The organism is Flavobacterium potami (genome assembly GCF_020026915.1).
GTDB lineage: Bacteria > Bacteroidota > Bacteroidia > Flavobacteriales > Flavobacteriaceae > Flavobacterium > Flavobacterium potami.
The window spans coordinates 64,849-90,706 of record NZ_JAINUY010000005.1 but is presented as its reverse complement, the minus strand read 5'-3'; the positions used below and the strand labels follow the sequence as shown (position 1 = coordinate 90,706).

The window sequence follows — 25,858 nt, the reverse complement described above, 5'->3', positions numbered from 1 at the left end:
ATGAAATTGACTTTAAACAATACCATAAAAGCATTTTTCTTTATGGCAGCTGTAATGGCTCAAGTAAAATGTTCTTCATCAAATGATGCAGTAGAAAATCCACCGGTTGTAAACCCTCCAGTTGTAAATCCGCCTGTAACGGTTACAAACGATGTTGATTTTTGGCTAACAAAAGGAGATCAAAGCGTTTTACTGACAAAACAAGGAGGAACTTTAGGATTTGGAACAACCGCAAACTCGAACACTAATATTGAGGTTAATCCTGCTCAGAAATTTCAAACAATCGATGGCTTTGGATACACCTTAACAGGTGGAAGTGTTGAAGTAATCAATCAACTGAATGCTACAAGAAGAACTGCTCTTTTACAAGAATTGTTTGGTACTGGCGAAAATTCTATCGGAGTAAGCTATATCCGAATTAGTGTAGGAGCGTCAGATTTGGATGCGGCGCCTTTTACATATAACGATCTTGCAGCTGGAGAAACAGATTTGAATTTGGCTAAATTTAGTTTAGAAAAAAATAAAGATGTAATTGCAATGCTAAAAGAAATTGTAGCCATTAATCCTAAAATTTTAATTCTGGCAACACCTTGGTCAGCTCCGGTTTGGATGAAAGATGTAGCAAGTTTTAAAGGAGGAAAATTAAAAACAGAATATTACGATGTTTATGCAAAATATCTTGTAAAATATATTCAGGAAATGAAAGCGCAGGGAATTACCATTGATGCTTTAACTCCTCAAAATGAACCATTACACGATGGAAATAATCCAAGTATGTACATGTCTGCTGCTGATCAGGCAAACTTCATTAAAAAAAGTTTAGGACCAGCGTTTAAAGCAGCCAATTTAAACGTAAAAATTATTGCTTACGATCATAACTGTGATAATCCAAACTATCCAAAAGCAATTCTGGCAGATACGGAGGCATTTCCTTTCGTTGACGGATCGGCTTTCCATTTGTATGCGGGAGATATTAGTGCTTTGACGAATGTTTACAACTCGTATCCAACAAAAAACGTGTATTTTACAGAACAATGGACATCTTCAGAAGGTCAATTTGGTGGCGATTTGAAATGGCATGTTAGAAATGTAATTATCGGTTCAACCAGAAATTATAGTAAAAATGCACTAGAATGGAATGTAGCCAATAACGCTAATTTCGGACCTCATACAGATGGAGGTTGTACAATGTGTAAAGGCGCAATTACGATAACTTCAAGCGACAGTTATCAGCGTAATGTAGCTTACTACATTATTGCACATGCTTCAAAGTTTGTTCCGATGGGTTCTGTTAGAATTCAAAGTAATTCTGGTGGAGATTTACAAAATGTTGCATTTATTACGCCTTCTGGTTCTAAGGTTTTAATTGTAGAAAATGATGGATCTACCACACAAAATTTTAATATTAAATTTGATGGAAAATGGGTTGCCACTTCTCTTGAAGCGGGTTCAGTAGGAACTTATACTTGGAAATAATCGTGTAGTATTTCAATTTTTAAAAACTCACTTTGTTATTAACAAGACAAAGAAGTAAAAGAAAAAATATTTATCTTGATATTCAATTTATTAACTAACTATTTAAATAATAAAAAGATGAAAATAATTAATCTCGCAAATAGAGCTGGAGTTCTTACTTTAATCCTATTGTTCGTGTTTCAGTCTTGCAGCAGCAACAACGATTCTACTGACACTCCTGTTGTAATAACTCCCGATAAAATTTCTCTCCAAGTTGATGTAGTTGGTAAAACTGCCGAAATGCCAAACGGAGACGGAAGCGGAAAAATTAATTTAAAAGTTGATGCTCCTAATGCAAAGTCGTATAAGGTAGTCGTAAACAATGAAACAAAAGAGTTTACAACTAGCAATTTTTCATATGAATTTACTCAGCCAGGAACCAAAAGCTACATAATTGATGTTACGGTATTTAATGGAATAAAATATACTAATACATCGACAACCGTAAATATTTTCGTGGCCAGAAAAGTAATCTGGGCAGATGAATTTAATACAGACGGAGCACCAGATGCTGCAAAATGGGGTTACGATTTAGGAACTGGAAACGGTTTTGGTAATAACGAATTACAATATTATACAAACCGATCTGAAAATGTAAAAATCGAAGGCGGTCTTCTGAAAATTACAGCAATTAAAGAAAATTATCAAGGAAGTCAATATATTTCATCAAGAATGCTGACAAAAGGTAAATTTTCATTTAAATATGGAAGAGCCGAAGTTCGTGCAAAATTGCCGGTTGGCGGAGGAACATGGCCAGCATTTTGGCTTTTGGGAGATAACATCGATACCGCAGGTTGGCCATTATGTGGTGAAATTGATATTTTAGAATCGGTTGGAAATAAGCCAGATGTAATTCATTCCTCGCTTCATTCTCCGGGACGTTCGGGAAATACTCCTGATACAAAAACTACAACAGCTCCAAATTCATCGACAGAGTTTCACATTTATGCTGCCGAATGGAGTGAAGAAAGTATCAAATTTTTTGTAGATGACAATTTGTTTTACACTTTCAAAAACTCAAGCACAACTCCTTTTAACGCAAAATTCTTTGTCATTTTGAATTTGGCTATGGGAGGAAATTTTGGAGGAACAGTCGATCCAAATTTCAAAAGCGCTACTTACGAAGTAGATTATGTCAGAGTATACAATTAACATAAGTTTTAAATATATTTTTTTTGCTGAAGCCACGGAAACGCTAGCTTTACAGATTAAAATTTTTTAACATGAAAAAGATAAAAAAACTTGTTTTAGCAATAGTATTGCTTTTGACTGCGAACTCATTTTATGGTCAGAATTTAAAAATTATGACTTACAATATCCGTTTAGATGTCGCTTCTGATGGAGAAAATGCTTGGCCAAACCGAAAGGATTATTTTAATTCTCAAATTAGATTTTATAGTCCCGATATTTTTGGAGTGCAGGAAGCAACACCAAATCAAGTTTTAGATATCGCAGCAGCTCAGTCCAATTATAATAGATTCGGAATTGGAAGAGAAGAAAACGGAACTGGAGAAGCTTGTACGATTTACTATAAAAAAGATCGTTTTAAAGTAGAGCAATCCAATACGTTTTGGCTTTCAGAAACTCCAAATGTAGTTTCAAGAGGTTGGGATGCGGCTTGTAATAGAGTTTGTACCTATGGCCTTTTTAAGGATTTAAAAACAAAAAAGATGTTTTGGGTTTTCAATCTTCACTTAGATCATATGGGAGAGGTAGCGAGAATGAAAGGCGTGCAACTTGCTCTTTCTAAAATGAAGGAATTAAACACTAAAAATTATCCTGCTTTTTTAATGGGAGATTTCAATTCAGAACCTAATACAGCTCAAATTGCCGAAATCAAAAAAGTAATGGATGACACCAGAGATGTTTCTATAGAAAAATCATTTGGACCTTCAGGAACTTTCAATGATTTCAAACACAATGAACCCGTAACATTATTATTAGACTATATTTTTATTTCGAAAAATAGTGGTCTTAAAGTCCAAAAACATGCAGTGCTAAGTGATTCTAAGGATTTAAAATACCCGTCCGATCATTTGCCTGTTTTAATAGAAATAGATTAAAATGAAAAACATCAACAAAAAACTTCAAATGCTGGTTTTATTGCCTCTTATTGCAATGCAATTTAACTGTGCATCTTCAACAACTGCTTCAAAAAATACAGGAAAAGTTTCATCTTGGATTACAACTACAGATGAGACTTCAAAACTTAAAAAACAACCTGAATTAGTTTTCACTTCAGAAACAAATTCAAATCAGACCATTGAAGTAAATCCTTCAGAGAAATTCCAAACCATCGAAGGTTTCGGATTTTCATTAACAGGAGGAAGTGCTCAAGCGATTTTAAAACTAGACAAACCAAAAAGAGAAGCCTTGCTTCAGGAGTTGTTTTCTAGAAAAGATGATGCGATTGGTTTAAGTTATATAAGAATTAGTATTGGAGCATCAGATTTGAATGAAAAAGTTTTTTCGTATGATGATATGCCAGAAGGACAAACCGATTTGAAACTGGAACATTTTAATCTTGGACCAGATTTAAATGACGTTATTCCTGTTTTAAAAGAAATTTTAGCCATTAATCCAAAGATTAAAATAATGGGCTCTCCGTGGTCGCCACCAGTTTGGATGAAAGATAACGGAAGTTCGAAAGGCGGAAGTTTACAACCAAAATACTATCAGGTTTATGCTGAATATTTTGTAAAATACATTCAAGCAATGAAATCGCACGGAATTGTTATTGATGCCATTACGCCTCAAAACGAACCTTTGCATCCAGGAAACAATCCGAGTTTGTTGATGTTGGCAGAACAACAGGCAGATTTTATTGGAAATAATTTAGGTCCCGCTTTCGCGAAAGCTGGAATCAAAACCAAAATTATTGTTTACGATCATAACTGTAACAAACCAGAATATCCTTTGACGATTTTAAAAGATGCCAAAGCAAATCCGTTTGTAACAGGATCTGCTTTTCATTTGTATGAAGGAGATATCAGTGCTTTGACTACAGTTCATAATGCTTTTCCGAATAAAGATTTGTATTTTACCGAACAATATACAGGCACAGGAACCAATTTTGAAACCGATTTGAAATGGAGTGTAAAAAATGTAGTAATCGGTTCAATGCGTAACTGGAGCAAAAATGCATTATCTTGGGGACTTGCAAATGATGAATTTTATAAGCCTTTTACGCCAGGAGGATGTTCAACCTGTAAAGGTGCTTTGATGATTGATCAAAATCAAAATATCAAGAGAGAAGTAGGATATTATATTATCGGACATGCTTCTAAATTTGTTCCAGAAGGTTCAGTAAGAATTGCAAGTAATATTTCAGGAAACCTGTATAATGTTGCTTTTAAAACACCGTCTGGACAAACTGTTCTAATTGTAGAAAATGACGGCGCTTCGGCAGAAACATTTAATATTAAATACAACAACAAACAAACCTCAACCACACTAAACGGAGGAGCAGTTGCTACTTACGTTTGGTAAACAACTTAAACTATGAAAAAAAAAGTAACCACGATTACGCTGTTTATGCTTTCGCTTTTTGCGTCGGCACAGCAGCAGTCAATAGATCAGAAAGTCAATGATCTGTTGAAGAAAATGACGATTGAAGAAAAAATTGGTCAATTAAATCAGTACACTGGAGATAATCAGGCAACTGGACCAATTACTATTAACCCGAACAAACAAAACGAAATTAAACAAGGTTTAATTGGTTCGATGCTAAACGTTATCGGAACAAAATACACGAGAGGATATCAGGAATTGGCGATGCAGTCAAGACTTAAAATTCCGTTGTTGTTTGGGCAAGATGTCATTCATGGTTACAAAACGACTTTTCCACTTCCTTTAGCGGAAGCGGCAAGCTGGGACTTAGCAGCAATCGAATTAGGCGCAAGAGTTGCTGCAACAGAAGCAGCAGCAAGCGGAATTCATTGGACATTTGCGCCAATGGTAGATATCGGTCGTGACCCTCGTTGGGGACGCGTGATGGAAGGTGCAGGAGAAGATACTTATCTAGGTTCTAAAATTGCTTATGCAAGAGTAAAAGGTTTTCAAGGAAATAAATTAGGAGATTTAAACTCGGTTATGGCCTGCGTAAAACATTTTGCGGCTTATGGAGCAGGAGTTGGAGGAAGAGATTACAACTCTGTAGACATGAGCGAAAGAATGCTTTTGGAGACGTATTTACCTCCATTCAAAGCCGCTTTAGATGCTGGTGCTGCAACATTTATGAATTCATTCAATGATATCAACGGAATTCCAGCAACTGGAAATGCCCATTTACAAAGAGATATCCTGAAAGGAAAATGGAACTTTCAAGGGTTCGTAGTTTCAGATTGGGGATCAATTGGAGAAATGGTGGCGCACGGTTATTCTAAAGATCTGAAAGAAGCAGCTTACTCAGCAATTACAGCAGGAAGCGATATGGATATGGAAAGTAACGCATACCGTGGCAATCTGGCTGCTTTGGTAAAAGAAGGCAGAGTTTCTATAGATTTAGTTGATGACGCAGTAAGACGTATTCTACGTAAGAAATTTGAGTTAGGATTATTTGATGATCCTTACAAATATTCGGATGCTAAACGCGAAGAAAAAGAACTAAACAATCCAGAGCATAGAAAAGCAGCTCGCGAAATGGCAGAAAAAAGTATTGTTTTATTAAAAAATGAAAAACAAACTTTACCAATTTCTAAAAGCACAAAGACAATTGCCTTCATCGGACCAATGGTAAAAGAGTACAAAGCCAATATGGGATTTTGGGCTGTTGAACTTCCAGAGGTAAAATATGATAAATGGGTAGTTTCACAATGGGATGGTTTACAAAATAAAGTAGGCAAAAACACAAAATTACTGTATGCAAAAGGGTGCGAAATTGAAGGGACAAACAAAGACGGTTTTGCTGAAGCGGTTGAAACAGCAAAACAAGCCGACGTTGTAATTTTGAGTATTGGTGAAAGACACGATATGAGCGGTGAAGCAAAAAGCCGAAGCGATATTCATTTGCCTGGCGTTCAGGAAGATTTAGTAAAAGCGGTTTTGGCTACAGGAAAACCAGTTGTAGTTTTAATTAATGCTGGAAGACCTTTGGTTTTCAATTACACTGCAGATAATGCTCCAGCTATTTTATACACTTGGTGGTTAGGGACAGAAGCTGGTAACGCAATTGCAAATGTATTGTTTGGAGATTATAATCCGTCTGGAAAATTACCAATGACTTTTCCAAGAGAAGTAGGACAAGTGCCAATTTATTATAATCATTTCAGCACAGGAAGACCTGCTAAAAATGAAAACGAAACCAACTATGTTTCTGCTTATATCGACTTGAAAAACTCTCCAAAATTTCCTTTCGGATACGGATTAAGTTACACAACATTTGATTATTCAGGTTTGAAATTGTCTTCAACAAAAATAAAAAGCAACGAAACAATTAAAGTTTCTTTCCAATTGAAAAACAGTGGAAAAGTAGCTGGAGAAGAAGTCGCACAATTGTATCTAAAAGATAAATTCGGATCTGTAGTAAGACCGGTTTTAGAATTAAGAGATTTCCAAAAAGTAAAATTAAATGCAGGAGAGTCTAAAACAATCGAATTTACAATTGATAAAGAAAAATTGTCTTTCTACAACAATAAATTAGAATGGGGTGCTGAACCAGGAGATTTCGAAGTCATGATCGGAACTTCATCAGCAGATATAAAATTAAGATCTGATTTTGAATTAGTAGCAAATTAAGAAGAACGGGACTTTTAAAGTCCCGTTTTTTTATTTATTCAATCAAAAAAAAGCCTCATTAAAAATGAGGCAGCATTATAAATTATTATAAAAAGGGTACAGGTTATTTTAAAACAGTATTTACAAAATCCATAGCGCCAATTCCTTTATAAGAAGCATACAAAGCTTTATCAAAAGCTTCCTGTTTTGCTTTTTTATTTTTGGCGTCAGTTTCACCAATTATTTCGTTGAAAATTCTCTCTTGTTCGGCACTATATTTTAAAGAAGCTTCCAAAAGATACGTTTTAGAAACAAATCCGAAAGAAGCCCAGATTTTGGTTCTAATTTTTTTGTTGATGTTTTTTAATGAACTGGTAATCATAACTTCTACATTTTTACTTTCTACACTCACTTTGAAGAAAAATGGAACAGCTTATAGTATTTTTCTTTATTTTTTTCTAAAATATAACAATTAAAATCATTAATGTGTTATTATGACGCAATGTACTTATTTTTTTTAAATTTGGGTTTAAATTTTAGTTAAATTGTAATATACACACTTCTATAAATTTTCTGGAAATGTCATGAATTTATAAAAATGAAGTAAATTGCAACGTTAATGAATGATTTATACTCAATTTGAATGTTAAAAGACATTATAGATAACAATGAAAATTACCAGCCAGGACTTTCAATAGACTGTGTAATTTTCGGATTTCATGATAATCAGCTTAAAGTTTTGCTGATAAAAGTAGAACGTGCTAATAAATGGTCATTACCAGGCGGATTTATTCCAATTGACCAAGATATAGATACTGCTGCCATTACGGTTTTGAATAGCAGAACAGGTGTAGAAGGTGTTTTTTTAAGGCAATTTGCAACCTTTGGAAAAGTAAAACGAAACGATCAGCATTTTGATAAAAAAACGCTGGATTATCTGCAAATTGAAGAAGAAAAAGGAAAATGGCTCATGCGCCGTTTTGTTACAATTGGATATTATGCATTAGTTGATTTTTCAAAAATTCTCCCAAATCCGACAGGTAGAAATGAAATTGTAGAATGGATCGATCATAAAGAAGTTCCGGAACTTATTTTAGATCACCGTGAAATTTTAGACAAAGCACTCGATACCTTGCGAATTGAATTGAATTTAATGCCAGTTGGTTACAATTTACTGCCAGAGAAATTTACAATTCCAGAATTGCAAAAATTGTATGAAACGATTTTGGATAAAAAGCTCGATCGTAGAAACTTTCTTCGTAAAATTACCAATATCGGCATTCTGACGAAACTTGACGAAAAGAAAAGCAATGTAGCGCACAAAGCACCAAATTTATATTCTTTTGATAAAGAAAAATACGATGAGGTTTTGAAAAATGGACTAAATCAAGGTTGGTGATAAATAAGCTTTAATCTTTAAAAATGATGATTATGGTTTCAATTGAAAAGTTTAGAAAATTAGCAATGTCATTTCCAGATGCGACTGAGGAACCTCATTTTGAGAAAACTTCATTTCTAATCAAAAAGAAGATTTTTGCCACTTTTGATGAAAAAAATAATCGAGCTGTTTTAAAGTTAAATGAAATAGATCAATCTGTTTTTTGTGCGTCAAGCGAAAAGATTTTCTATGAAGTTCCCAATAAATGGGGAAAACAAGGTTGGACAATCGTAGAACTTTCAAGAGTTAAACCCGAAATGTTTGAAGATGCTTTAATACGCTCTTATGAAAATGTTGCCACAAAAAAGAAGTAGCATTTTATCTCACAATAGTTCTAAAAGTCAAATTCACTCTTGGTTTTTGAGTTGTTTTTGTTGGAGGAAGACGATGCAACCAATGCGTTTGTGTTTCGTCTTTCATCACCAATAAACTTCCGTGTTCTAGAATCAAAGAAACTGTTTCTTTAGATTCTTTATGTTTGAAAGCAAATTTCCTTTCTGCACCAAAACTTACCGATCCAATTGCTCCGTTTTTCTTCAAATCTTTTTCGGCATCACTGTGCCACGCCATTCCTTCTTCGCCCGTATGATATAGATTCAGTAAACAAGAATTGAAAATTTCGCCTGTTTTTTCCTCAATAATTTTCTTTAATTCTAAAAGCTCAGGAGTCCAAGGCAACGCTTTTTTTGTTGTATTCGAATAGGTATATTCAAATTCTTGATCGCCGTACCAAGCCACTTTTCGTTTGGTTAGAATTAATTTTCCGAAGATAACGGCTTCATCATTTTTCCATTCGATGGTATTTAATAAAACATCACGATAGAAATCGGCTTCTTTTCTGGAGAAACATTTTCCGTAATAATTAACCGTTCCGTGTTTTGGAAGCAGATTTGTAGTTTCGTCTATTTGAGGATTAAATAAGTCCATTTTTCCATTTTTGATATTCCGATTTCCTGCAATGTCCGCAAGGTCTGAAACCACTTTCGCGAGCTTCATTTTCAGATAAAAAGAAAACCCGATTCTCACGTTTCATTCTCTTTCCCGAAGAACATTTCAGTGTTCCGTAGATTTTTAATTTTTGGTTGCCACCGACGCAAATTTCGCCTTTTTTAATTTTACGAAATAATTCAGAATCAGTTATTTTTTGATGATTGATCATAAAGGTTACATTTGTATTGTAGAGACGCACCGCAGTGCGTCTAACGTTGCTGTTTTTTCGCCACGAATTCACGAATTTTATTTTTAAATACTTTATGTAATATTATTCGAATTAATTCGAATAAATAATCGCATAGATTTTAAAAAGAATAATTCGTGAATTGCTTCGCCTGTTCGCTATCGCTCGAGTCGTGGCGGAAAAAATATTCACGAAAGGGCATCATGGAAAATGATTCCGAGCGTATATCTTTCGCCAGAATGAATTTCGCTTACGCCATGTTTCATATTCACACGATAATAACCTTTTGTGCCTTTTACAGGTCTGAAATTGGTTGTGAAAATCAAAATATCTCCCTTTTTAGGTTTTAAAACAATAGCTTTAGATTGTGCTCTCGGCGTTTGTTGTGTCAGGACAAATTCGCCACCAGTAAAATCTTTATCAGGTTCATTAAGAAAAAGTACAATTTGAATTGGAAAATAAACATCTCCGTATAAATCCTGATGTAAAGTATTGAATCCGCTTTTGCCATATTTTAGAATTAAAACCGTCGCTTTGAGCTGATTATTGTCGTGACATTTCTGTAATAATTCTGTGTGATTTACCGGAAAAACGGTATTAACATTTAATGCCTTCATCCAGGAATTGGCAATTGGAGCCAGTTTTGGATAAATCGAAGTTCTGATATTTTGAATTAAATCTGGCAAAGGATAATTGAAATATTTGTATTCGCCCAAACCAAATCGATAGCGTTCCATCACAACTGTTTTTCGATATAGATTTGGGTTGTCATAATCGAATTTTAAGTCTTCGCATTGTTCTTTATTTAGGATATTTGGAATAATGGCAAAGCCATTTTCGTGCATGGATTCGGTGATGCTTTCCCAATTTTGAGAAGCAATTTTTGATTGTATATTTTGCATAGAGATTTAGATTTTTTTTCGCCACGAATTCACGAATTATTCTTTTAAATACTTTATCTAATATTATTCGAATTAATTCGAAAAAATAATCGCATAGATTTTAAAAAGAAAATTCGAGAATTCGTGGCAAAAAAACTTAAAGATTTATTTGCGCACCTTCCCAGCCGATAATAGCTGTTTTTCGGGTATTTCCCCACATATAACCGCCAAATGTTCCCGAAGATTGGATAACACGATGACACGGAATTAAAAATGCAACAGGATTACTTCCAATTGCTGTTCCAACCGCACGCGATGCATTTGGTTTTTGAATTTGATTAGCAATAGAACCATAAGTAGAAAGTTGTCCCATTGGAATTTTGAGTAAAGTTTCCCAAACTTTCAGTTGAAAATCGGTTCCTTTTAGATGCAGTTTTATTTCAGATAATTTACTCCAATCATTTTGGAAAATGAATAAGGCATTTTGTTGTGATAAATCCAGTTTTTTAGAAAATTGTGCATTCGGGAATTTATCTTTTAACGCAATAAAGCCAGTGATTTCATCTTCGGCGAAAGCCATAAAACAAACTCCCTTTTGGGTAGAAGCAACAACAATATTCCCAAACGGACTTTCGGCAAAACTATAATTGATTTCGAGATTTTTTCCTCCGTTTTTGTATTCGGCGGGAGTCATTCCTTCAATATTTACAAATAAATCATGAAGTCGACTTGTTCCTGATAATCCAGTTTCAAAAGCGGTTTCAGAAATGGTTGCCTGATTTTCTTTGAGTAATTTTTTGGCGTGTTCGATGCTTGTATATTGCAAAAACTTCTTCGGACTCGTTCCGGCCCATTCGCTAAAAAGTCTTTGAAAGTGAAACGGACTCAAATGTACTTTTTCCGCCACTTCATCGAGATTGGGCTGCTCTTTAAAATTAGCTTTGATATAATCTATAGCTTCGGCGATACGATTATAATTGATGGTTTCTTGTGTGTTCATCTTCTTTCCATTTTATAATACAAATATCGATTGGTTTTAGAAGGTATAAAATCTGAAACTTGCGGAAATGAATTTTTGTTGGTTTTGTTTCAGGTTTCAAGTTTCAAGTTTTTCGTTAACCTGAAACTTGAAACCTGAAACTTTTTAATGAGTAGTAGTCTTTGAAAAAACATTAATCACAATAACGCCAATCACAATTAATGTTAGACCGATAATTGCGGGTAAATCTGGAATTTCTTTGAAGAAAATAGCACCAATAATCGTAATTAAAACAATTCCGACTCCAGACCAAATAGCGTATGCAAAGCCAACAGGAATAGTTCTGATAGCAAAACTCAAGAAGTAAAATGCTCCACAATAACCAATAACGGTAATAATACTTGGAATTAGTTTTGTGAACTCTTCAGACTTTTTTAATGCTGATGTTGCATGATTTCGAAGATTATAGCAAGAAATAAAAATAGAAAATTCTTCATGAGGTTGGCTTTTTACAAAGATAAACTTTAAACCGAAATGAATTATTTCAAATCATCTTTTGCGACAGAAACACTAATTAATTTATAACCATTTTCGGTTCTTAAAAAATGAAAATGATCTTGTTTAAAGTCGGCTTCATTTTTTGGGTTGATTACAATGTTTTTAACAGGATACAGCCAATCTTTAGATTCATTGCAATTGTTGAAATATATGTCATATTCACTCGATTCAAAAATAAACTGATTCAGTCCGTCTGTTGATACGAAATAATCCGTTTTTGGATTTTTTAGTTCCTCTAATTTTAATTTTAAATAAATGAAGTTTTCTTCTATGAACTTTGATTTGGGTACATTTATCCATCCGTCAGGCTCTTTCCAATAGGTGATTTTTTCAAAAGAATGTTTCTCTAAATTGGCTTTGGATAAATCTGAAAGCAAAGTGTTTTGAAGCCAGTTTTTGAATTCTTTTTCGTAATTAATGAAAGAATAATATTGTCCGTCAACTCCAAGAAAATTATCTCTTGTTTGGTCTTTGCTTGGCTCTTTCGATTTTTGAAGCGAATAAAAATTCAAATTGTTATCGCTTTTAAAGTCTTTGATTAGAATTTTATTGTTGAGGTCAATAAGAAGTTCTTTTCCTCCAGTCCAGAAAAAATGTTCTCCCAAAGGATCTCTTTTCTTTTTAGCATCTTTTAAAACTGAAATCACTCCATTATGAACTTTTGATACATCGCTGTATATGGCTGGAATTACAATTTTACCTTCAGCATTAAACATTCCCATTTTGTCTGTTTTACGATCTGTAAACCTGATAAAACCTTCGTTTTCACAGTCTGGACCATTATCAAAAACATACAAACTATCGCGACCAACGACTTTTCCTTTTTTGGTTAAATAATAGCTTTCCCATTTGTTATCTTTTTCTTCACTGACAGCGATTATGTTTTCAAACTCACGTGCGGTTGTAAAGCCAGAAAACTTAGGTTCTATTTTTATTGTTCCGTTTTTATCTTTGAATCCTATTAATGTAGTGTCTTTGTTCGGAAATGCTGTCCAGATATCATTATTCTGCCCAAATGTTAAACTACTTAAAAAGATTAGTAGAAAGAATGGAATGTAGTTTTTCATAATAAAATATTTACAATAAATATAATACAACGTTTTTGAAAAGAAAATATTCTAAGAGACTTATTGCTTTATTAAAAAAACAAAACCCAACAGTTTTTGCTGTTGGGTTTGATATATGATTTGAAGAAATCTAAAATCAGAAATCTATAATCTAGAATTATTAGTATCTGTAGTATTCTGGTTTAAATGGACCTTGAACTTCAACACCAATGTAAGCAGCTTGATCTTCTCTTAAAATTTCAAGTTCAACGCCTAATTTAGCTAAGTGTAAAGCAGCAACTTTTTCATCTAAATGTTTTGGTAACATGTAAACTTCATTTTTGTAAGCTGCGCTGTTGTTCCATAATTCGATTTGAGCCAAAGTCTGGTTTGTAAATGAGTTACTCATTACAAAACTTGGGTGACCTGTAGCACAACCTAAGTTTACTAAACGACCTTCAGCCAAGATGATGATATCTTTACCGTTGATGTTGTATTTGTCAACCTGAGGTTTGATTTCGATTTTAGATGCACCGTGGTTTTTGTTTAACCAAGCCATATCAATTTCGTTATCGAAGTGACCGATGTTACATACAACAGTTTTGTCTTTCATTTGCTCGAAGTGCTCTCCAAGAACGATATCTTTGTTTCCTGTAGTTGTAATGATGATATCAGCATTAGCAATTACAGTGTTTAATTTTTTAACTTCATAACCGTCCATTGCAGCTTGTAAAGCACAAATTGGATCGATTTCAGTAACTGTTACGATAGAACCAGCACCTCTGAAAGAAGCTGCAGTTCCTTTTCCAACGTCACCGTATCCACAAACAACAACTCTTTTTCCAGCTAACATTAAGTCAGTTGCACGGCGTACAGCATCTACAGCAGATTCTTTACATCCGTATTTGTTATCAAATTTAGATTTAGTAACAGAATCGTTAATGTTGATTGCGGGCATTGGAAGAGTTCCAGCTTTTACTCTTTCGTAAAGTCTGTGAACACCAGTTGTAGTTTCTTCAGAAAGACCTTTAATTCCTGCAACTAATTCTGGGTAACGATCGATAACCATGTTTGTTAAATCTCCACCGTCATCTAAGATCATGTTCAGTGGTTTTCTGTCTTCACCAAAGAATAAAGTTTGCTCAATACACCAGTCAAATGACTCTTCGTCAAGACCTTTCCAAGCATAAACAGAGATTCCAGCAGCAGCGATTGCAGCAGCAGCCTGATCTTGAGTAGAGAAAATGTTACAAGAAGACCAAGTAACTTCTGCACCAAGAGCAATTAAAGTTTCGATCAAAACAGCAGTTTGAATCGTCATGTGTAAACATCCAGCGATACGAGCACCTTTTAATGGTTGTTCGTCTTTGTATTCAGCGCGAAGTGCCATTAAACCTGGCATTTCAGCTTCAGCTAGTTCAATTTCTTTTCTTCCCCAAGCTGCCAGAGAAATGTCTTTTACTTTGTAAGCCACATAAGGCGTAGTTGTAGTACTCATTTATATTATATTTGTATAATTGTAATTTTTGTGCAAATTTAAGGAATAGCTTTTGAATTTTACTATTTTCTGTAAGTTTTGTGAAATCTTTAATTTCTTAATCTCTAGAATGTTAGTTTAAGAATCGTTTTAAACCATATAAGCGATATAAGTTCATTTAAAAAAGATTCTTAACTATGCACTTTTATTGAGAATTGCTTAAATTTACTTAAGACATTGTTTTAGCCAAAAAGTTATATTTTCTTATATCACTTATATGGTTTAAAAAATTTATAATTAACCATTCACAATTTACAATTAAAAAATGCCTCTATTTCAGACCATACAATTCAACGAAACGACGAAAATTTTAATTTGGGAAATAACAGAATCTCTTGAAGAATTATTGAGTAAAGTTGTTTTCTTGAAGGAAAAAACTCAGAAACGATTGAACGGAATGAAGTCTGAAATGCATCAGCGTGCTTTTTTGAGTGTAAGAATGCTGATTCAGGAAATGGGTTTTACGGATAAAGATCTACATTATGACGAATTCGGGAAACCGTATTTTGATTGTCATAATTATATTTCCATAACGCATTCTTATCATTTTGCTGCAATTATTATAAGTCAAGAAACGGTTGGAATTGACATGGAATTGCAACGTTTTAAAATTCAGAGAATCGCCGATAAATTCACAGATTTTGAGTGCGATTATTTAGATCCGTCTTCTGTAGAAGAATACATAAAAAAACTTACCGTAATCTGGGGAGCCAAAGAAGCAATCTTTAAAATCAGAAATGAAAAAGGTATAAGTTTTAAAGATCATATCAATGTGAGCAACTTTTCTTTAGATGAAACCCAAACGCAGGCAAGTCTTCATTTTGATAATTTGATAAAGGACTTTGATGTACATTATCAGGAAATAGAATCTAATAATTTTGAGGGTAAGTTTACTTTGGTTTATGCTTTTGAGAAATAGTTTTTAGTTGCAGTCTCAGTCACAGATATACGTAATTTTGTCATTGTGAGGAACGAAGCAATCTCATTTGCTAAATCAATCGTAGTGAGGTTGCTTCGTTCCTCGCAATGACTTTAAATCTCACTTTCTTTTTGTCTGTGCTGAAACATACTCATAAACAAAAAAGTACTCATTTTTCGTGCACGTCTTTTTAAAGTTTCTGCATTTTCGCCTTCAAAATATTCATCAATGGTTTGAAACCAATGATTGAGCCAGATTCCGAATTCGTTGGCTGTTATTTTTTCGTCAAAATGGGCATCGACTTCATTGTGCACAGCATGCGGATTTCCTTTGTATTTGCGAACGCCAAAAAGGTTGGTTTCCCAAAAATCCGTTAGTTTTTCGAGATGCAAATCCCAATCGGAAATCAATTCATTAAAATAAAAGCCGATTTCTTTATCGGCTCTTATTTTATCGTAGAACTGATGAACTAAAAAAGATACATCATCTCTATTTTCTATTTGTTTTTTCACAGAATAAGTGTGTTTAAAAGAATAAATACTACACTTAAAATTGAACTCAAAATTAAAAGATTGAAAACCACTTTGTGTTTCATCTGCGCCAAAATTGAAGTGTTTACAAAGATACAAGCTAAAACAATAATTGCCAGCTGAATCATTTGCGGAATTGAAGTTCCGTTAGATAAAACGTACATTGCTGCAGCGCCTCCTAAACAGCTTTGAGCAATAACTGCCATTGCAGCAGAACCCATATAATTTCTATTGAAAATGTCGAATGTTGTTTGGTATAGTGTCATGATATTCAGATTTTTATATGACAAAGATACGTCGACAACAGAGGTGCGTTTTATGATTAAAATCATAAAACGAGAACTTTTTTATCTGTATACTTTTCGATTAATAATCTTCAATTCGCCTTTTTTTTCCAGCGCTTTTATGGCTCTAATTACCGTTTCTACACGCAATCCGGTTAAATCTCCTATTTGCTGTCTGGTAAAATTAATCAGATAACCATTTTTATCTTTTTGAAAATTAAAATAGGCAATTCCGTGGTCGATTAATTTTAAAACGCGATGTTCGGGTTCTTGTGTAGAAATTTCTGCCGCCATGACCGATTTGTAGTATAATCGCTGTGCAAGATTTTCAATAATTTTGAGGCTGACTTTTGGATTTTCTTCCAAGAGTTTCATAAAGTTTTCTTTTGGAAGAATGAAAATCGAAGCCATTTCTACAGCAATAGCATTAGCAGGATATTTTTGGTTTAAGAATAAAGGCGGTTCGCCAAAAGATTGTCCGTCATAAAATATTCCCTGAATAAATTCGCGTCCATCATCATTATAATTACTCATTTTGACTTCACCAGAAATGATTTGATAATAGTTCAATGGGAGATTTCCTTCTTCAAAAATAATGTCATTTTTGTCGAAGTCTTTTTTCGTAACGCCATATCTTTCTAATAAATCAACTGTAATCATAATGTATCATTTACGTTATCAAAAGACGCGAGACAAATATAATTTATTCAAAATAGTTCTTCAACATTAAAAATCTTTTACTTTTACACCCACGATGCAAGAACAAATACTCACTATTAGGCAACAGATTTTAGAGGCTAAAAGTAATGGTCAGAAATTATTGGCGATACTTTTGGATCCTGACAAAATTGAACTGAAAAATTTATATCAATTAATTGATAAAATCAATCAGTCGCCGGCAACTCATATTTTTGTTGGAGGAAGTATAGTTCGTAATAACATTCTGGAGGAACTTATTACGGCATTAAAACAAAAAACAAATCTGCCGGTTATTTTGTTTCCTGGAGATCCATCGCAGATTTCTTCGAAAGCAGACGGTATTTTGTTTCTTTCTTTATTATCTGGAAGAAATCCTGACTATTTAATCGAATATCAGGTTCAGGCAGCTCCAATTCTAAAAAAGACAAATTTAGAAGTAATTTCTACAGGGTATATTTTAATTGAAAGCGGCAATGAAACTGCTGTTGCACGTGTGAGCAAAACCAAACCTTTAAGCCGCGAAAATCTTGATTTAGTATTGGCTACTGCTTTGGCAGGAGAAATGTTAGGAAATCAATTGATTTATTTAGAGGCAGGAAGTGGTGCAAAACAACCCGTTCCAAAAGAAATGATTGAGTTGATTACTCAAAATGTCAGAATTCCTGTAATTGTTGGAGGAGGAATTGTAGATTTGCACGGAATTCAAAAAGCGTACAATGCTGGTGCAGATTTGGTTGTTATTGGGACAGCCTTTGAGAACAACAGCCATTTCTTTGATTTATAAATGCCTAAATACCACCTTTCATGATAGATTTTTTTCTAGACAGTTATAAAAATGCACCGTTGTGGCATATTGCTTTAGAGTTTTTGGTATTTGTTTTTGGTATTTTAAGTGTCTGGTTTGCTAAAAAAGAAAACATTTTAGTTTATCCGACTGGCTTAATTGCTACGGTGATATCAGTATACTTGCTTTATGTTGCAGGCTACATAGGAGATATGATTATCAATGCGTATTTCTCCATAATGAGTATTTATGGCTGGTATGTTTGGGCAAAAGGAGGAACAGTTGAAGATAATTTACCAATTACTCGTACAAGTTTTAATGAAAAAATAATTGGAATCTTACTGTTTATTGTAACCGTTTTTGTAGTTTTCGGGATTTATAAATATTTTGATTACGAAATTCATAAAGACAATTATGTTGATATGATTTCATCAGGAATATTTTTCGCAGGAATGTGGTATATGGCCAGAAAAAAAATAGAAAACTGGACACTTTGGATTATCGGTGATATTATTGTTGTGCCTCTTTATGCTTATCGCGGCTTAGGGATGCTGTCACTACAATATTTAATTTTTACAATTTTGGCTATTTCAGCTTATTTAGAATGGAGAAAGATCTTAGACAGCAAAAAACAACAATCATAAAAATTGCTTTATTCGGTCCTGAGAGTACAGGTAAAACTACTTTAGCAAAACAGCTTGCAGATTACTATGAAACCGAATGGGTTCCTGAATTTGCACGCGACTATCTACAAGAAAAATGGGAGGAAAATCAGCATATTTGTGTGGCTGATGATATGATGCCAATTGCTTACGGACAAACAGCACTTGAAAATGAAAAATTGGCTACAGCAAATAGATATTTGTTTTGCGATACCAATTTGATGGTTACTAAAGTCTTTTCTGAAATGTATTATGGTTTTTGTGATCCGCTTTTGAATGAAGCGGCATTACAGCATGAATACGATTTATTTTTCTTGACTGATATTGACGTTCCTTGGGAAAAAGACGACATTAGAGATTCTCCAAAAGGTAGAGAAACAGTTTTTTCTGTTTTTAAACAAACCTTAATTGATACAAACAAACCTTTTATAATGCTTTCGGGTGATAAAGAAACCCGTCTGGCAAAAGCAGTCGCTATTATTGATAATCTGACTATAGCATTGGAAAAAGGTTTTTCGTCTGCCGAATTTGTTCAGATCTATGAGCGCGGAATTCCTTTTGAAGCTATTTTAAAACAATTAGAGTTTTTTGATAACGGAATTGTCAAGAGTAATTTAGTAAGTCCAGCCACAATTGGTAATGGAATTTTAAGTTTAACAGAGGATGATTTCCAAGAAAAAGCTACTTTTTTTGATAATCAGAAGGAAGAACTAAAAATCAAAAAATTTGTTCCAGCTTCTGGTGCAGCGACAAGAATGTTTAAATTTCTGACTGCTTTCTTGAATGATTTTGATATTCAGAAGGAGACGATTAATGCTTATATCAATAGAAAAAAAGATAAAGAGCTTGCCATTTTTATTGTCGGAATGGAGAAATTTCCTTTTTTTAAAGAAGTTGACCAAAAATTAAGAGAAATCTATCCTGATTTTGAAACTCTTGAGAGAGACTTAAAGAATTACTATTTTATAAAATTATTATTGTCTCCAGATTATTTTGATTTTGCAAATAAACCAAAAGCAGTATTACCATTTCATTTGTATGAAACATATATTGCAACTCCAATTGAAGAGCATTTGAACGAATGTGTGCATTATGCTACATCAAATAAGGTGTCTAATTTGCATTTTACAGTTTCAGAAATTCATCAAAATTTATTTTATGAAGGAGTTGATGAGGTTATAGAAAAAATTGAAGAATCGTCTCGTGTAAAAATAAATATAGGATATTCTTATCAAAATAAAAGCACCGATTCTATTACTATAGATGAAAAAAACAAATTAGTAAAAGATAAGAATGATAATTTAATCTTCAGACCTGGAGGACATGGTGCTTTGATTGAAAATCTGAATAAACTTGATGCAGATGTAATTTTTATTAAAAACATAGATAATGTAATTCAGAACCATATTGATAAAATTACATTGTACAAAAAAGCACTAGCAGGTGTTTTAATTGAAGTTCAGCAAAAGGTATTCTATTATTTAAAAGCGATTGATCAAAATGAGATTGAAGAAAGTCATTTAGAAGATATTGTTTTATTTTTAAAAGAAGAGCTGAATGTCGAGATGAGTAATGAGTTTAATAAATTTACTTTTGAAAATAAAATAAGTAAGATTAAAGAGCTTTTAGACAGGCCAATTCGTGTTTGCGGAATGGTAAAAAATGAAGGAGAACCTGGAGGTGGACCATTTTGGGTTATGAATGATAAAGGAGTAGCTTCTCTTCAAATTGTTGAAACTTCTCAGGTAGATTTGGCCAATAAGAAACAACAGTCAATTTTAACCGGATCAACTCATTTTAATCCTGTAGATTTAGTTTGCGGTATTAAGAATTATAAAAATAAAAAGTTTAATTTATTACAATTTGTAGACCAAAAAGCAGGTTTTATTGTAGAGAAGAGTGTTGATGGGAAAACGGTAAGAAGTTATGAATTACCTGGTTTATGGAACGGTTCAATGGCTAATTGGCTAACCATTTTCGTTGCTGTTCCATTGATTACTTTTAATCCAGTAAAAACAGTAAACGATTTACTAAAAGCGGCACATCAGCCACAATAATATGGATGTAGATAAAATCATATCAGAACTAAATTTTAAAGCCGTTCGCAGCAGTGGAGCGGGCGGACAAAACGTAAATAAAGTTTCGTCAAAAATAGTTCTGAATTTTGATTTGAATGCTTCCCAAGCTTTATCTGATGAAGAAAAATTAATTTTAAAAGAAAACATATCGGCAAGGTTGACTTCTGAAAATATTCTGATTTTAAATTGCGATGAAGATAGAAGTCAGCTAAAAAACAAGGAAATTGTTATTAAAAGGTTTTTAGAGATAATCAAAAAAGGACTGTTTGTTCCAAAAGTCAGAAAGGCTACTAAAGTTCCTAAATCGGTCATCAAAAAGAGAATCAAAGACAAGAAGAATATTTCTGATTTAAAACAGTCTCGAAGAAAACCTGATTTTTAGTATTAAGATTACAGAATTAAGTATTAAGAAGTACAGAACTAAAAAACTTAATTCTTGATACTTTTATCTTAATACTTTTCTATATTTGCACTGTCTCAAAGGGGTGCTCTAAATAACGAGCTGAGATCATACCCAAAGAACCTGAGCGAGTAATGTTGCTAAGGGAAAAACGACACTATCGAGCGTGCACACTTTATTTTGTCGAGAAACACATTTTATTAATTTAACAAAAGAATAATTCCCCCTTTTATTCGTAATTCTTTACGAATGAAAATTTTATTTAAAGGTACTTTTAAAGGTACAAAGACGCAAAGGCGCAAAGGTTCAAAGCAGATCCGAAAGTCGCCTATTTTATTTCTTTCTTCTTTCTTCTTTACTCTATTCTCTTTTTCACAACAGCAAGATTCTACCAAAGTAAATTCGCTTGATGAGGTTTTGGTTGCTGCAGTTCGTGTTACAACAAAAACACCTGTTACGTTTAGTAATATGGATAAAAAAGAAATTAAATACAGAAATCTTGGTCAAGATATTCCAGTTTTAATGAATTATCTGCCGTCTGTTGTAACAACTTCAGATGCTGGAGGAGGAATAGGATATACCGGAATCAGAGTCCGCGGAAGCGATGCAACTCGTGTAAACGTTACAATCAACGGAATTCCGTACAACGATGCCGAAAGTCAGGGAACTTTCTGGGTAAATATGCCCGATTTCGCTTCTTCTGTCGAAAGCTTGCAATTGCAACGTGGAGTAGGAACTTCTACAAATGGTTCTGGCGCTTTTGGTGCAAGTTTAAACATGCTGACAGATAGTTATGCTTCTAAAGCAACCGGAGAAATTTCAAGCTCTATCGGAAGTTTCAATTCTAATAAGAATACCGTTAAGTTTAGTACAGGTTTATTAAATGATCATTTTGAATTGGCAGGACGTTTGTCTACAATTAAATCGGATGGTTATGTAGATCGTGCGAGTTCTGACTTGAAATCGTATTTTCTTCAAGGAACTTATGTTGGAAAAACTACTTTAATCAAAGCTTTGGTTTTTGGAGGAACGCAAAAAACATATCAAGCCTGGAACGGAATTGATGCCGAAAAATTAAATTCGGATCGTAGATATAATTCGGCTGGAGAATACACAGATGAGTTTGGAAATACACGCTATTATGATAACGAAACAGATAATTACAATCAAGATCATTATCAGTTGCATTGGAGCGAATCAATCTCTGATAAATGGAGTACAAACTTAGCTTTTCATTACACTAAAGGAAAAGGTTATTTTGAGAATTATAAGGCAGATGCACTTATGGCGGAGTATAATTTAGCTTCAGCTGGAGATGTTTCAGAAACAGATTTGATTCGCCAAAAATGGTTGGATAATGATTTTTACGGAACCACTTTTTCTGCAAAATATGTAACAGAAAAACTGAATGTTATTGTTGGTGGAGCTTGGAATAAATACGAAGGTGATCATTATGGAAAAGTAATTTGGGCTAGAAATGCGGGTACTTCAGAATTAGGAGATCATTATTACGATGATTATTCGTCAAAAACAGATGGAAATATTTTCGCTAAAGCAAATTATCAATTTACAGAACAATTAAGTTTCTATGGAGATTTACAATACAGAAACGTACATTATAAAGCAAATAGCGCAGAAACTGGTTTAGTAAATGATACGTTCCATTTCTTTAATCCAAAAGCAGGTTTGAATTTTGAAATCAACTCAAAAAACACACTTTATTTCTCTTATGCACGTGCCAATCGTGAACCGAACCGAACCGATTACGAAGGAGGAAATGTAAAACCAGAAAAATTAAATGATTTCGAATTAGGCTGGAGATTCAATTCAGAGAAGTTTCAATTGAATTCTAATGTGTATTATATGGGGTACAAAGATCAGTTGATCTTGACCGGAAGATTGGATGACGTAGGAAATCCTATTCGTGCCAATACCGAAAAAAGTTATCGTTTAGGTTTTGAAGTCGATGCGACAATTGCACTTTCAGAAAAATTCACATTAAGACCAAACTTTACTTTAAGTAGCAACAAAAACGTAGATTTAGCAGTTGATGGCGAATTTTACGGAACAACTAAAATCGCTTATTCTCCAGAAGTAATTGCAGGAAACGTTATTGTTTATAAACCAATAGAAAGATTATACGTTTCTTTACTGCAAAAATATGTTGGAGAACAATACATGAATAACATTGAACTTCCTGCGGCTAAATTGGCAGATTACTTTGTAAATGATTTGAATGTTTCTTACGAAATAAGACCAAAAACTATTTTCAAATCAATTACAATTACCGGAATAGTTAATAATATATTGGATAAAAAATATGTTTCAAATGGAGCTATGTGGGATATTTATCCGTACTATTATCCACAGGCAGGAATTAATTTCTTAGCTGGTTTGACACTAAAGTTCTAATAGAAAACAAATAAAAAGGAAAAGCCTGAGAGTTCATACTCTCAGGCTTTTCCTTTTTTATAAGGTTTAAAATTAATTTGAAGTATTAGGCAGATTTTATGAGATAAAGTAGGTCTTTGTAGAGTTTTATTCACTTTTTAGTTTTGTTTTTTAACATAAATTCTTGTTAATTAAAAGTTAAAAAGAAAGATTTTTCTTATTTTGTTAATTATTATATTGATGTTTGAAACGGTTAACCAAAACATTATTAATAAATTTTAAACTTTTTAATTATGAAAAAATTAGTTTTTACTGCTTTTGCAGTAATTTTATTCAGTGTATCTGCAACAGCTAAATCACAAGAAATGAAAAATGTTAAATTACTTCGTGGAAATTGTGCAAGTGATTTATTAAGTAAGATTGAGGATGAAGTTGGTTGTTTAGAATCTGATGATTATAATGCACTTTATGAATATTATTCACAAGATGGTATGTGTGGATAATACTTTGTAAGTGTAGAAATGCTTGATTTTATTATTGAAGATAGGGTAATCATTAAGTATTACCCTGTTTTTATTTTCTAATTAATTTAAAATATATAAATGTTGAAAATATTTAAAAAAGGATTTTGTTTTGTTTTACTCAATTTAATTTGTGTTAATTCTGTTTCGAGTCAGATAACAAGAGTTACTTATAAGAGCAGTGTATATGACAGAGATGTTAATTTAACTAAATCGACAGAGGAGAAAAAAAAGGGACAATCTGATAAACAGATTGGTTTATTAAAAGAGTTTATGAAAAATCAAGAAGATACAGAGTTTGAGTTGCTTTACAATAAAAGAGAGAGTTTGTATCAAAAAGTAGAAAAATTAAGCATAGGGGAAGACTCAAAACTTAGTAAAATATTAGATAATAATAAATATTATAAAAATTTAGAAAAACAAATAAAGTTTTATCAAAGAGATAAACCTGAACTTTATAATGTTATAGTCCCTTTTGATGAATATAAATGGGAAATTACTAATGAAATGAAGATGGTTGATGGTTATAAATGTTATAAAGCTACCACAACATATGAAGATATTTATAACCCTCACAATGATAGAAAACTAGTTTTTACTCCTATAGTTTGGTTTACCCCAGATATTCCGGCTTCCTTTGGGCCAAAAGGACTAGATGGATTACCGGGCTTAGTTTTAGAAGCAAGTATTAACGGAAAGAAATATCTATATGTTTCAAAAATAGAATTTGAATATAACAAGGTAAAAGAAATTGAAAGACCTAAAAGAGGTAAGGATATAACGAAGGAAGAACTAGAAGCTAAAATTCTTGAGAATTATAAAAAAAACTAATGTTAAAAGAATTGCAAAGAAAAAAATAATAATTTGTTAAAATCGTAGTAAATTTCATGTGACTTTTTATGTATGTTTATAAGCAAAATTCTTATGTATGTTTATAATAGTTAAACAAAAACAAACACTAAAAAAATATTTTTTTTTAGTGTTGGCTTTGTCAGTATTTGCTCATAGTTATTCTCAGGAATTCTCAGGTACTGTTATTTATAAAGTAATGCTTGCTCAGGAATATGATTCTCAATACAACCCAGTAGATCCATTAGGGAAGAAAGTTAAGGAGGGAAAAGCTTTAAGTCTTGCCAAGCAAGTGTTTTTATTGGAGTTTGATAATTCAAAATCTAAATTTACTCGTAATAATATTTTGTCTCTTGATGTTAGTAAAGAAGAGCAACGATTTGATAAAATGGCTAATAGTTATTCAAGCACTTATGATTATTTTTTAGATAACACTTTAAAATTAGCAATGTTCCGTTATGTTAATAATGGAATGCTTGTCAAACAAAATGTTAAAAATAAAGAGTGGGATATTACAACCGAAAGTAAAAAAATAGGGGATTATTTGTGTTACAAGGCTGTATACCTTAAAAGTTACATGAATTGGAAAGGAAATAATATTACAATACCTGTTACTGCATGGTTTGCCCCTAGTTTACCTTATAGATATGGTCCTAAAGAATACTTTGGCTTACCTGGACTAATTTTAGAATTGCAGGAATCATATGGTGTATTTCTAGCTACGGAGATAAAAATTGATAAAAATAAAGAGCTGAAGTTTGAATTTCCAAAAGGAAAAACCATCACTACAGAGGAGTATGAGAAATATCAATCTTCATTTTTAAATAATTAAATTTAAATGTTTAGAAATGCATTTAATTACGTTTTTCTAAATCGCCAAAAACAGTAAAATTGA

The 25,858-nt window shown here is 32.9% G+C and carries 26 protein-coding genes and 1 pseudogene; 16 read left to right on the top strand and 11 right to left on the bottom strand.

Annotated elements, in window-relative coordinates; translation table 11 throughout:
• The 5 genes from K6T82_RS15335 (at position 1) to K6T82_RS15315 (ending at position 7,251) form a co-directional block, all read left to right on the top strand.
• On the top strand, positions 1-1,476 hold the full coding sequence (locus K6T82_RS15335) for a glycoside hydrolase family 30 protein (protein WP_223707283.1): 1,476 nt from the start codon (positions 1-3) through the stop codon (positions 1,474-1,476).
• Between the two features lie 117 nt (positions 1,477-1,593).
• Positions 1,594-2,667 (top strand): glycoside hydrolase family 16 protein, encoded by a 1,074-nt coding sequence (locus K6T82_RS15330; RefSeq protein ID WP_223707280.1) that lies wholly within the window; start codon positions 1,594-1,596, stop codon positions 2,665-2,667.
• A gap of 71 nt (positions 2,668-2,738) precedes the next feature.
• Positions 2,739-3,578 (top strand): endonuclease/exonuclease/phosphatase family protein, encoded by an 840-nt coding sequence (locus K6T82_RS15325; RefSeq protein ID WP_223707278.1) that lies wholly within the window; start codon positions 2,739-2,741, stop codon positions 3,576-3,578.
• Between the two features lies 1 nt (position 3,579).
• Positions 3,580-5,004, top strand: coding sequence for a glycoside hydrolase family 30 protein (locus K6T82_RS15320; protein WP_223707276.1), 1,425 nt, complete (start codon positions 3,580-3,582; stop codon positions 5,002-5,004).
• Between the two features lie 12 nt (positions 5,005-5,016).
• Positions 5,017-7,251 (top strand): glycoside hydrolase family 3 N-terminal domain-containing protein, encoded by a 2,235-nt coding sequence (locus K6T82_RS15315; protein WP_223707273.1) that lies wholly within the window; start codon positions 5,017-5,019, stop codon positions 7,249-7,251.
• Between the two features lie 103 nt (positions 7,252-7,354).
• Here K6T82_RS15315 and K6T82_RS15310 read toward each other — a convergent pair whose 3' ends face one another.
• Positions 7,355-7,612: a hypothetical protein gene (locus K6T82_RS15310; RefSeq protein ID WP_223707271.1), complete on the bottom strand. Its 258-nt coding sequence runs from the start codon at positions 7,610-7,612 to the stop codon at positions 7,355-7,357.
• A gap of 261 nt (positions 7,613-7,873) precedes the next feature.
• On the opposite strand from K6T82_RS15310, the gene K6T82_RS15305 reads away from it, so the two are divergent.
• Complete coding sequence (locus K6T82_RS15305; RefSeq protein WP_223707268.1) at positions 7,874-8,629, top strand: NUDIX hydrolase; 756 nt, start codon at positions 7,874-7,876, stop codon at positions 8,627-8,629.
• A 32-nt stretch (positions 8,630-8,661) separates the two neighbouring features.
• The gene (locus K6T82_RS15300) at positions 8,662-8,982 is read left to right on the top strand and encodes an MmcQ/YjbR family DNA-binding protein (protein ID WP_223707266.1); all 321 of its coding nucleotides are present in this window, start codon (positions 8,662-8,664) and stop codon (positions 8,980-8,982) included.
• A gap of 4 nt (positions 8,983-8,986) precedes the next feature.
• Here the strand turns inward: K6T82_RS15300 and K6T82_RS15295 are convergent, their stop codons facing one another.
• The 7 genes and pseudogenes from K6T82_RS15295 to ahcY form a co-directional block, all read right to left on the bottom strand.
• A complete protein-coding gene (locus K6T82_RS15295; protein ID WP_223707264.1) occupies positions 8,987-9,595 on the bottom strand; it encodes an alpha-ketoglutarate-dependent dioxygenase AlkB family protein in 609 nt (202 codons plus the stop codon).
• On the bottom strand, positions 9,582-9,827 hold the full coding sequence (locus K6T82_RS15290) for an Ada metal-binding domain-containing protein (RefSeq protein WP_223707262.1): 246 nt from the start codon (positions 9,825-9,827) through the stop codon (positions 9,582-9,584). The genes K6T82_RS15295 and K6T82_RS15290 overlap by 14 nt, the downstream gene beginning before the upstream one ends.
• A gap of 206 nt (positions 9,828-10,033) precedes the next feature.
• Complete coding sequence (locus K6T82_RS15285) at positions 10,034-10,747, bottom strand: 2OG-Fe(II) oxygenase (RefSeq protein WP_223707259.1); 714 nt, start codon at positions 10,745-10,747, stop codon at positions 10,034-10,036.
• Positions 10,748-10,883: 136 nt separating this feature from the next.
• Positions 10,884-11,726 carry a bifunctional helix-turn-helix domain-containing protein/methylated-DNA--[protein]-cysteine S-methyltransferase gene (locus K6T82_RS15280; RefSeq protein WP_223707256.1) on the bottom strand — a complete coding sequence of 281 codons (843 nt, stop codon included), beginning with the start codon at positions 11,724-11,726 and terminating at the stop codon, positions 10,884-10,886.
• Between the two features lie 144 nt (positions 11,727-11,870).
• A pseudogene (locus K6T82_RS15275) lies at positions 11,871-12,202 on the bottom strand (DMT family transporter).
• Between the two features lie 42 nt (positions 12,203-12,244).
• Complete coding sequence (locus tag K6T82_RS15270; RefSeq protein WP_223707253.1) at positions 12,245-13,330, bottom strand: WG repeat-containing protein; 1,086 nt, start codon at positions 13,328-13,330, stop codon at positions 12,245-12,247.
• 160 nt (positions 13,331-13,490) lie between these two features.
• Positions 13,491-14,807 (bottom strand): adenosylhomocysteinase, encoded by a 1,317-nt coding sequence (gene ahcY / locus K6T82_RS15265; RefSeq protein ID WP_223707251.1) that lies wholly within the window; start codon positions 14,805-14,807, stop codon positions 13,491-13,493.
• Between the two features lie 304 nt (positions 14,808-15,111).
• Between ahcY and K6T82_RS15260 the strand changes: the two genes are divergently transcribed.
• Positions 15,112-15,765, top strand: coding sequence for a 4'-phosphopantetheinyl transferase family protein (locus tag K6T82_RS15260; RefSeq protein WP_223707249.1), 654 nt, complete (start codon positions 15,112-15,114; stop codon positions 15,763-15,765).
• A 113-nt stretch (positions 15,766-15,878) separates the two neighbouring features.
• On the opposite strand, the gene K6T82_RS15255 is transcribed toward K6T82_RS15260, so the two are convergent.
• The 3 genes from K6T82_RS15255 to K6T82_RS15245 form a co-directional block, all read right to left on the bottom strand.
• Positions 15,879-16,277: a group III truncated hemoglobin gene (locus K6T82_RS15255; protein ID WP_223707247.1), complete on the bottom strand. Its 399-nt coding sequence runs from the start codon at positions 16,275-16,277 to the stop codon at positions 15,879-15,881.
• Positions 16,274-16,561: a hypothetical protein gene (locus K6T82_RS15250; protein ID WP_223707245.1), complete on the bottom strand. Its 288-nt coding sequence runs from the start codon at positions 16,559-16,561 to the stop codon at positions 16,274-16,276. The genes K6T82_RS15255 and K6T82_RS15250 overlap by 4 nt, the downstream gene beginning before the upstream one ends.
• Positions 16,562-16,642: 81 nt before the next feature.
• Positions 16,643-17,239 (bottom strand): Crp/Fnr family transcriptional regulator, encoded by a 597-nt coding sequence (locus K6T82_RS15245; protein WP_223707243.1) that lies wholly within the window; start codon positions 17,237-17,239, stop codon positions 16,643-16,645.
• A 94-nt stretch (positions 17,240-17,333) separates the two neighbouring features.
• Between K6T82_RS15245 and K6T82_RS15240 the strand changes: the two genes are divergently transcribed.
• The 8 genes from K6T82_RS15240 (at position 17,334) to K6T82_RS15205 (ending at position 25,795) form a co-directional block, all read left to right on the top strand.
• Positions 17,334-18,062 carry a phosphoglycerol geranylgeranyltransferase gene (locus K6T82_RS15240; protein ID WP_223707241.1) on the top strand — a complete coding sequence of 243 codons (729 nt, stop codon included), beginning with the start codon at positions 17,334-17,336 and terminating at the stop codon, positions 18,060-18,062.
• A 20-nt stretch (positions 18,063-18,082) separates the two neighbouring features.
• The gene (gene pnuC, locus K6T82_RS15235; protein WP_223707239.1) at positions 18,083-18,706 is read left to right on the top strand and encodes a nicotinamide riboside transporter PnuC; all 624 of its coding nucleotides are present in this window, start codon (positions 18,083-18,085) and stop codon (positions 18,704-18,706) included.
• Positions 18,667-20,781, top strand: a complete 2,115-nt coding sequence (locus tag K6T82_RS15230) for a DUF4301 family protein (protein ID WP_223707237.1) — start codon at positions 18,667-18,669, stop codon at positions 20,779-20,781. The genes pnuC and K6T82_RS15230 overlap by 40 nt, the downstream gene beginning before the upstream one ends.
• 1 nt (position 20,782) lies before the next feature.
• Positions 20,783-21,184 (top strand): alternative ribosome rescue aminoacyl-tRNA hydrolase ArfB, encoded by a 402-nt coding sequence (gene arfB, locus K6T82_RS15225; protein WP_223707235.1) that lies wholly within the window; start codon positions 20,783-20,785, stop codon positions 21,182-21,184.
• 267 nt (positions 21,185-21,451) lie between these two features.
• Positions 21,452-23,614: a TonB-dependent receptor gene (locus K6T82_RS15220; RefSeq protein WP_223707232.1), complete on the top strand. Its 2,163-nt coding sequence runs from the start codon at positions 21,452-21,454 to the stop codon at positions 23,612-23,614.
• A gap of 272 nt (positions 23,615-23,886) precedes the next feature.
• Positions 23,887-24,096, top strand: coding sequence for a hypothetical protein (locus tag K6T82_RS15215; RefSeq protein ID WP_223707230.1), 210 nt, complete (start codon positions 23,887-23,889; stop codon positions 24,094-24,096).
• A gap of 99 nt (positions 24,097-24,195) precedes the next feature.
• The gene (locus K6T82_RS15210; protein ID WP_223707227.1) at positions 24,196-24,945 is read left to right on the top strand and encodes a GLPGLI family protein; all 750 of its coding nucleotides are present in this window, start codon (positions 24,196-24,198) and stop codon (positions 24,943-24,945) included.
• A 97-nt stretch (positions 24,946-25,042) separates the two neighbouring features.
• A complete protein-coding gene (locus K6T82_RS15205) occupies positions 25,043-25,795 on the top strand; it encodes a GLPGLI family protein (protein ID WP_223707225.1) in 753 nt (250 codons plus the stop codon).
• The last annotated feature ends 63 nt before the right edge of the window (positions 25,796-25,858 follow it).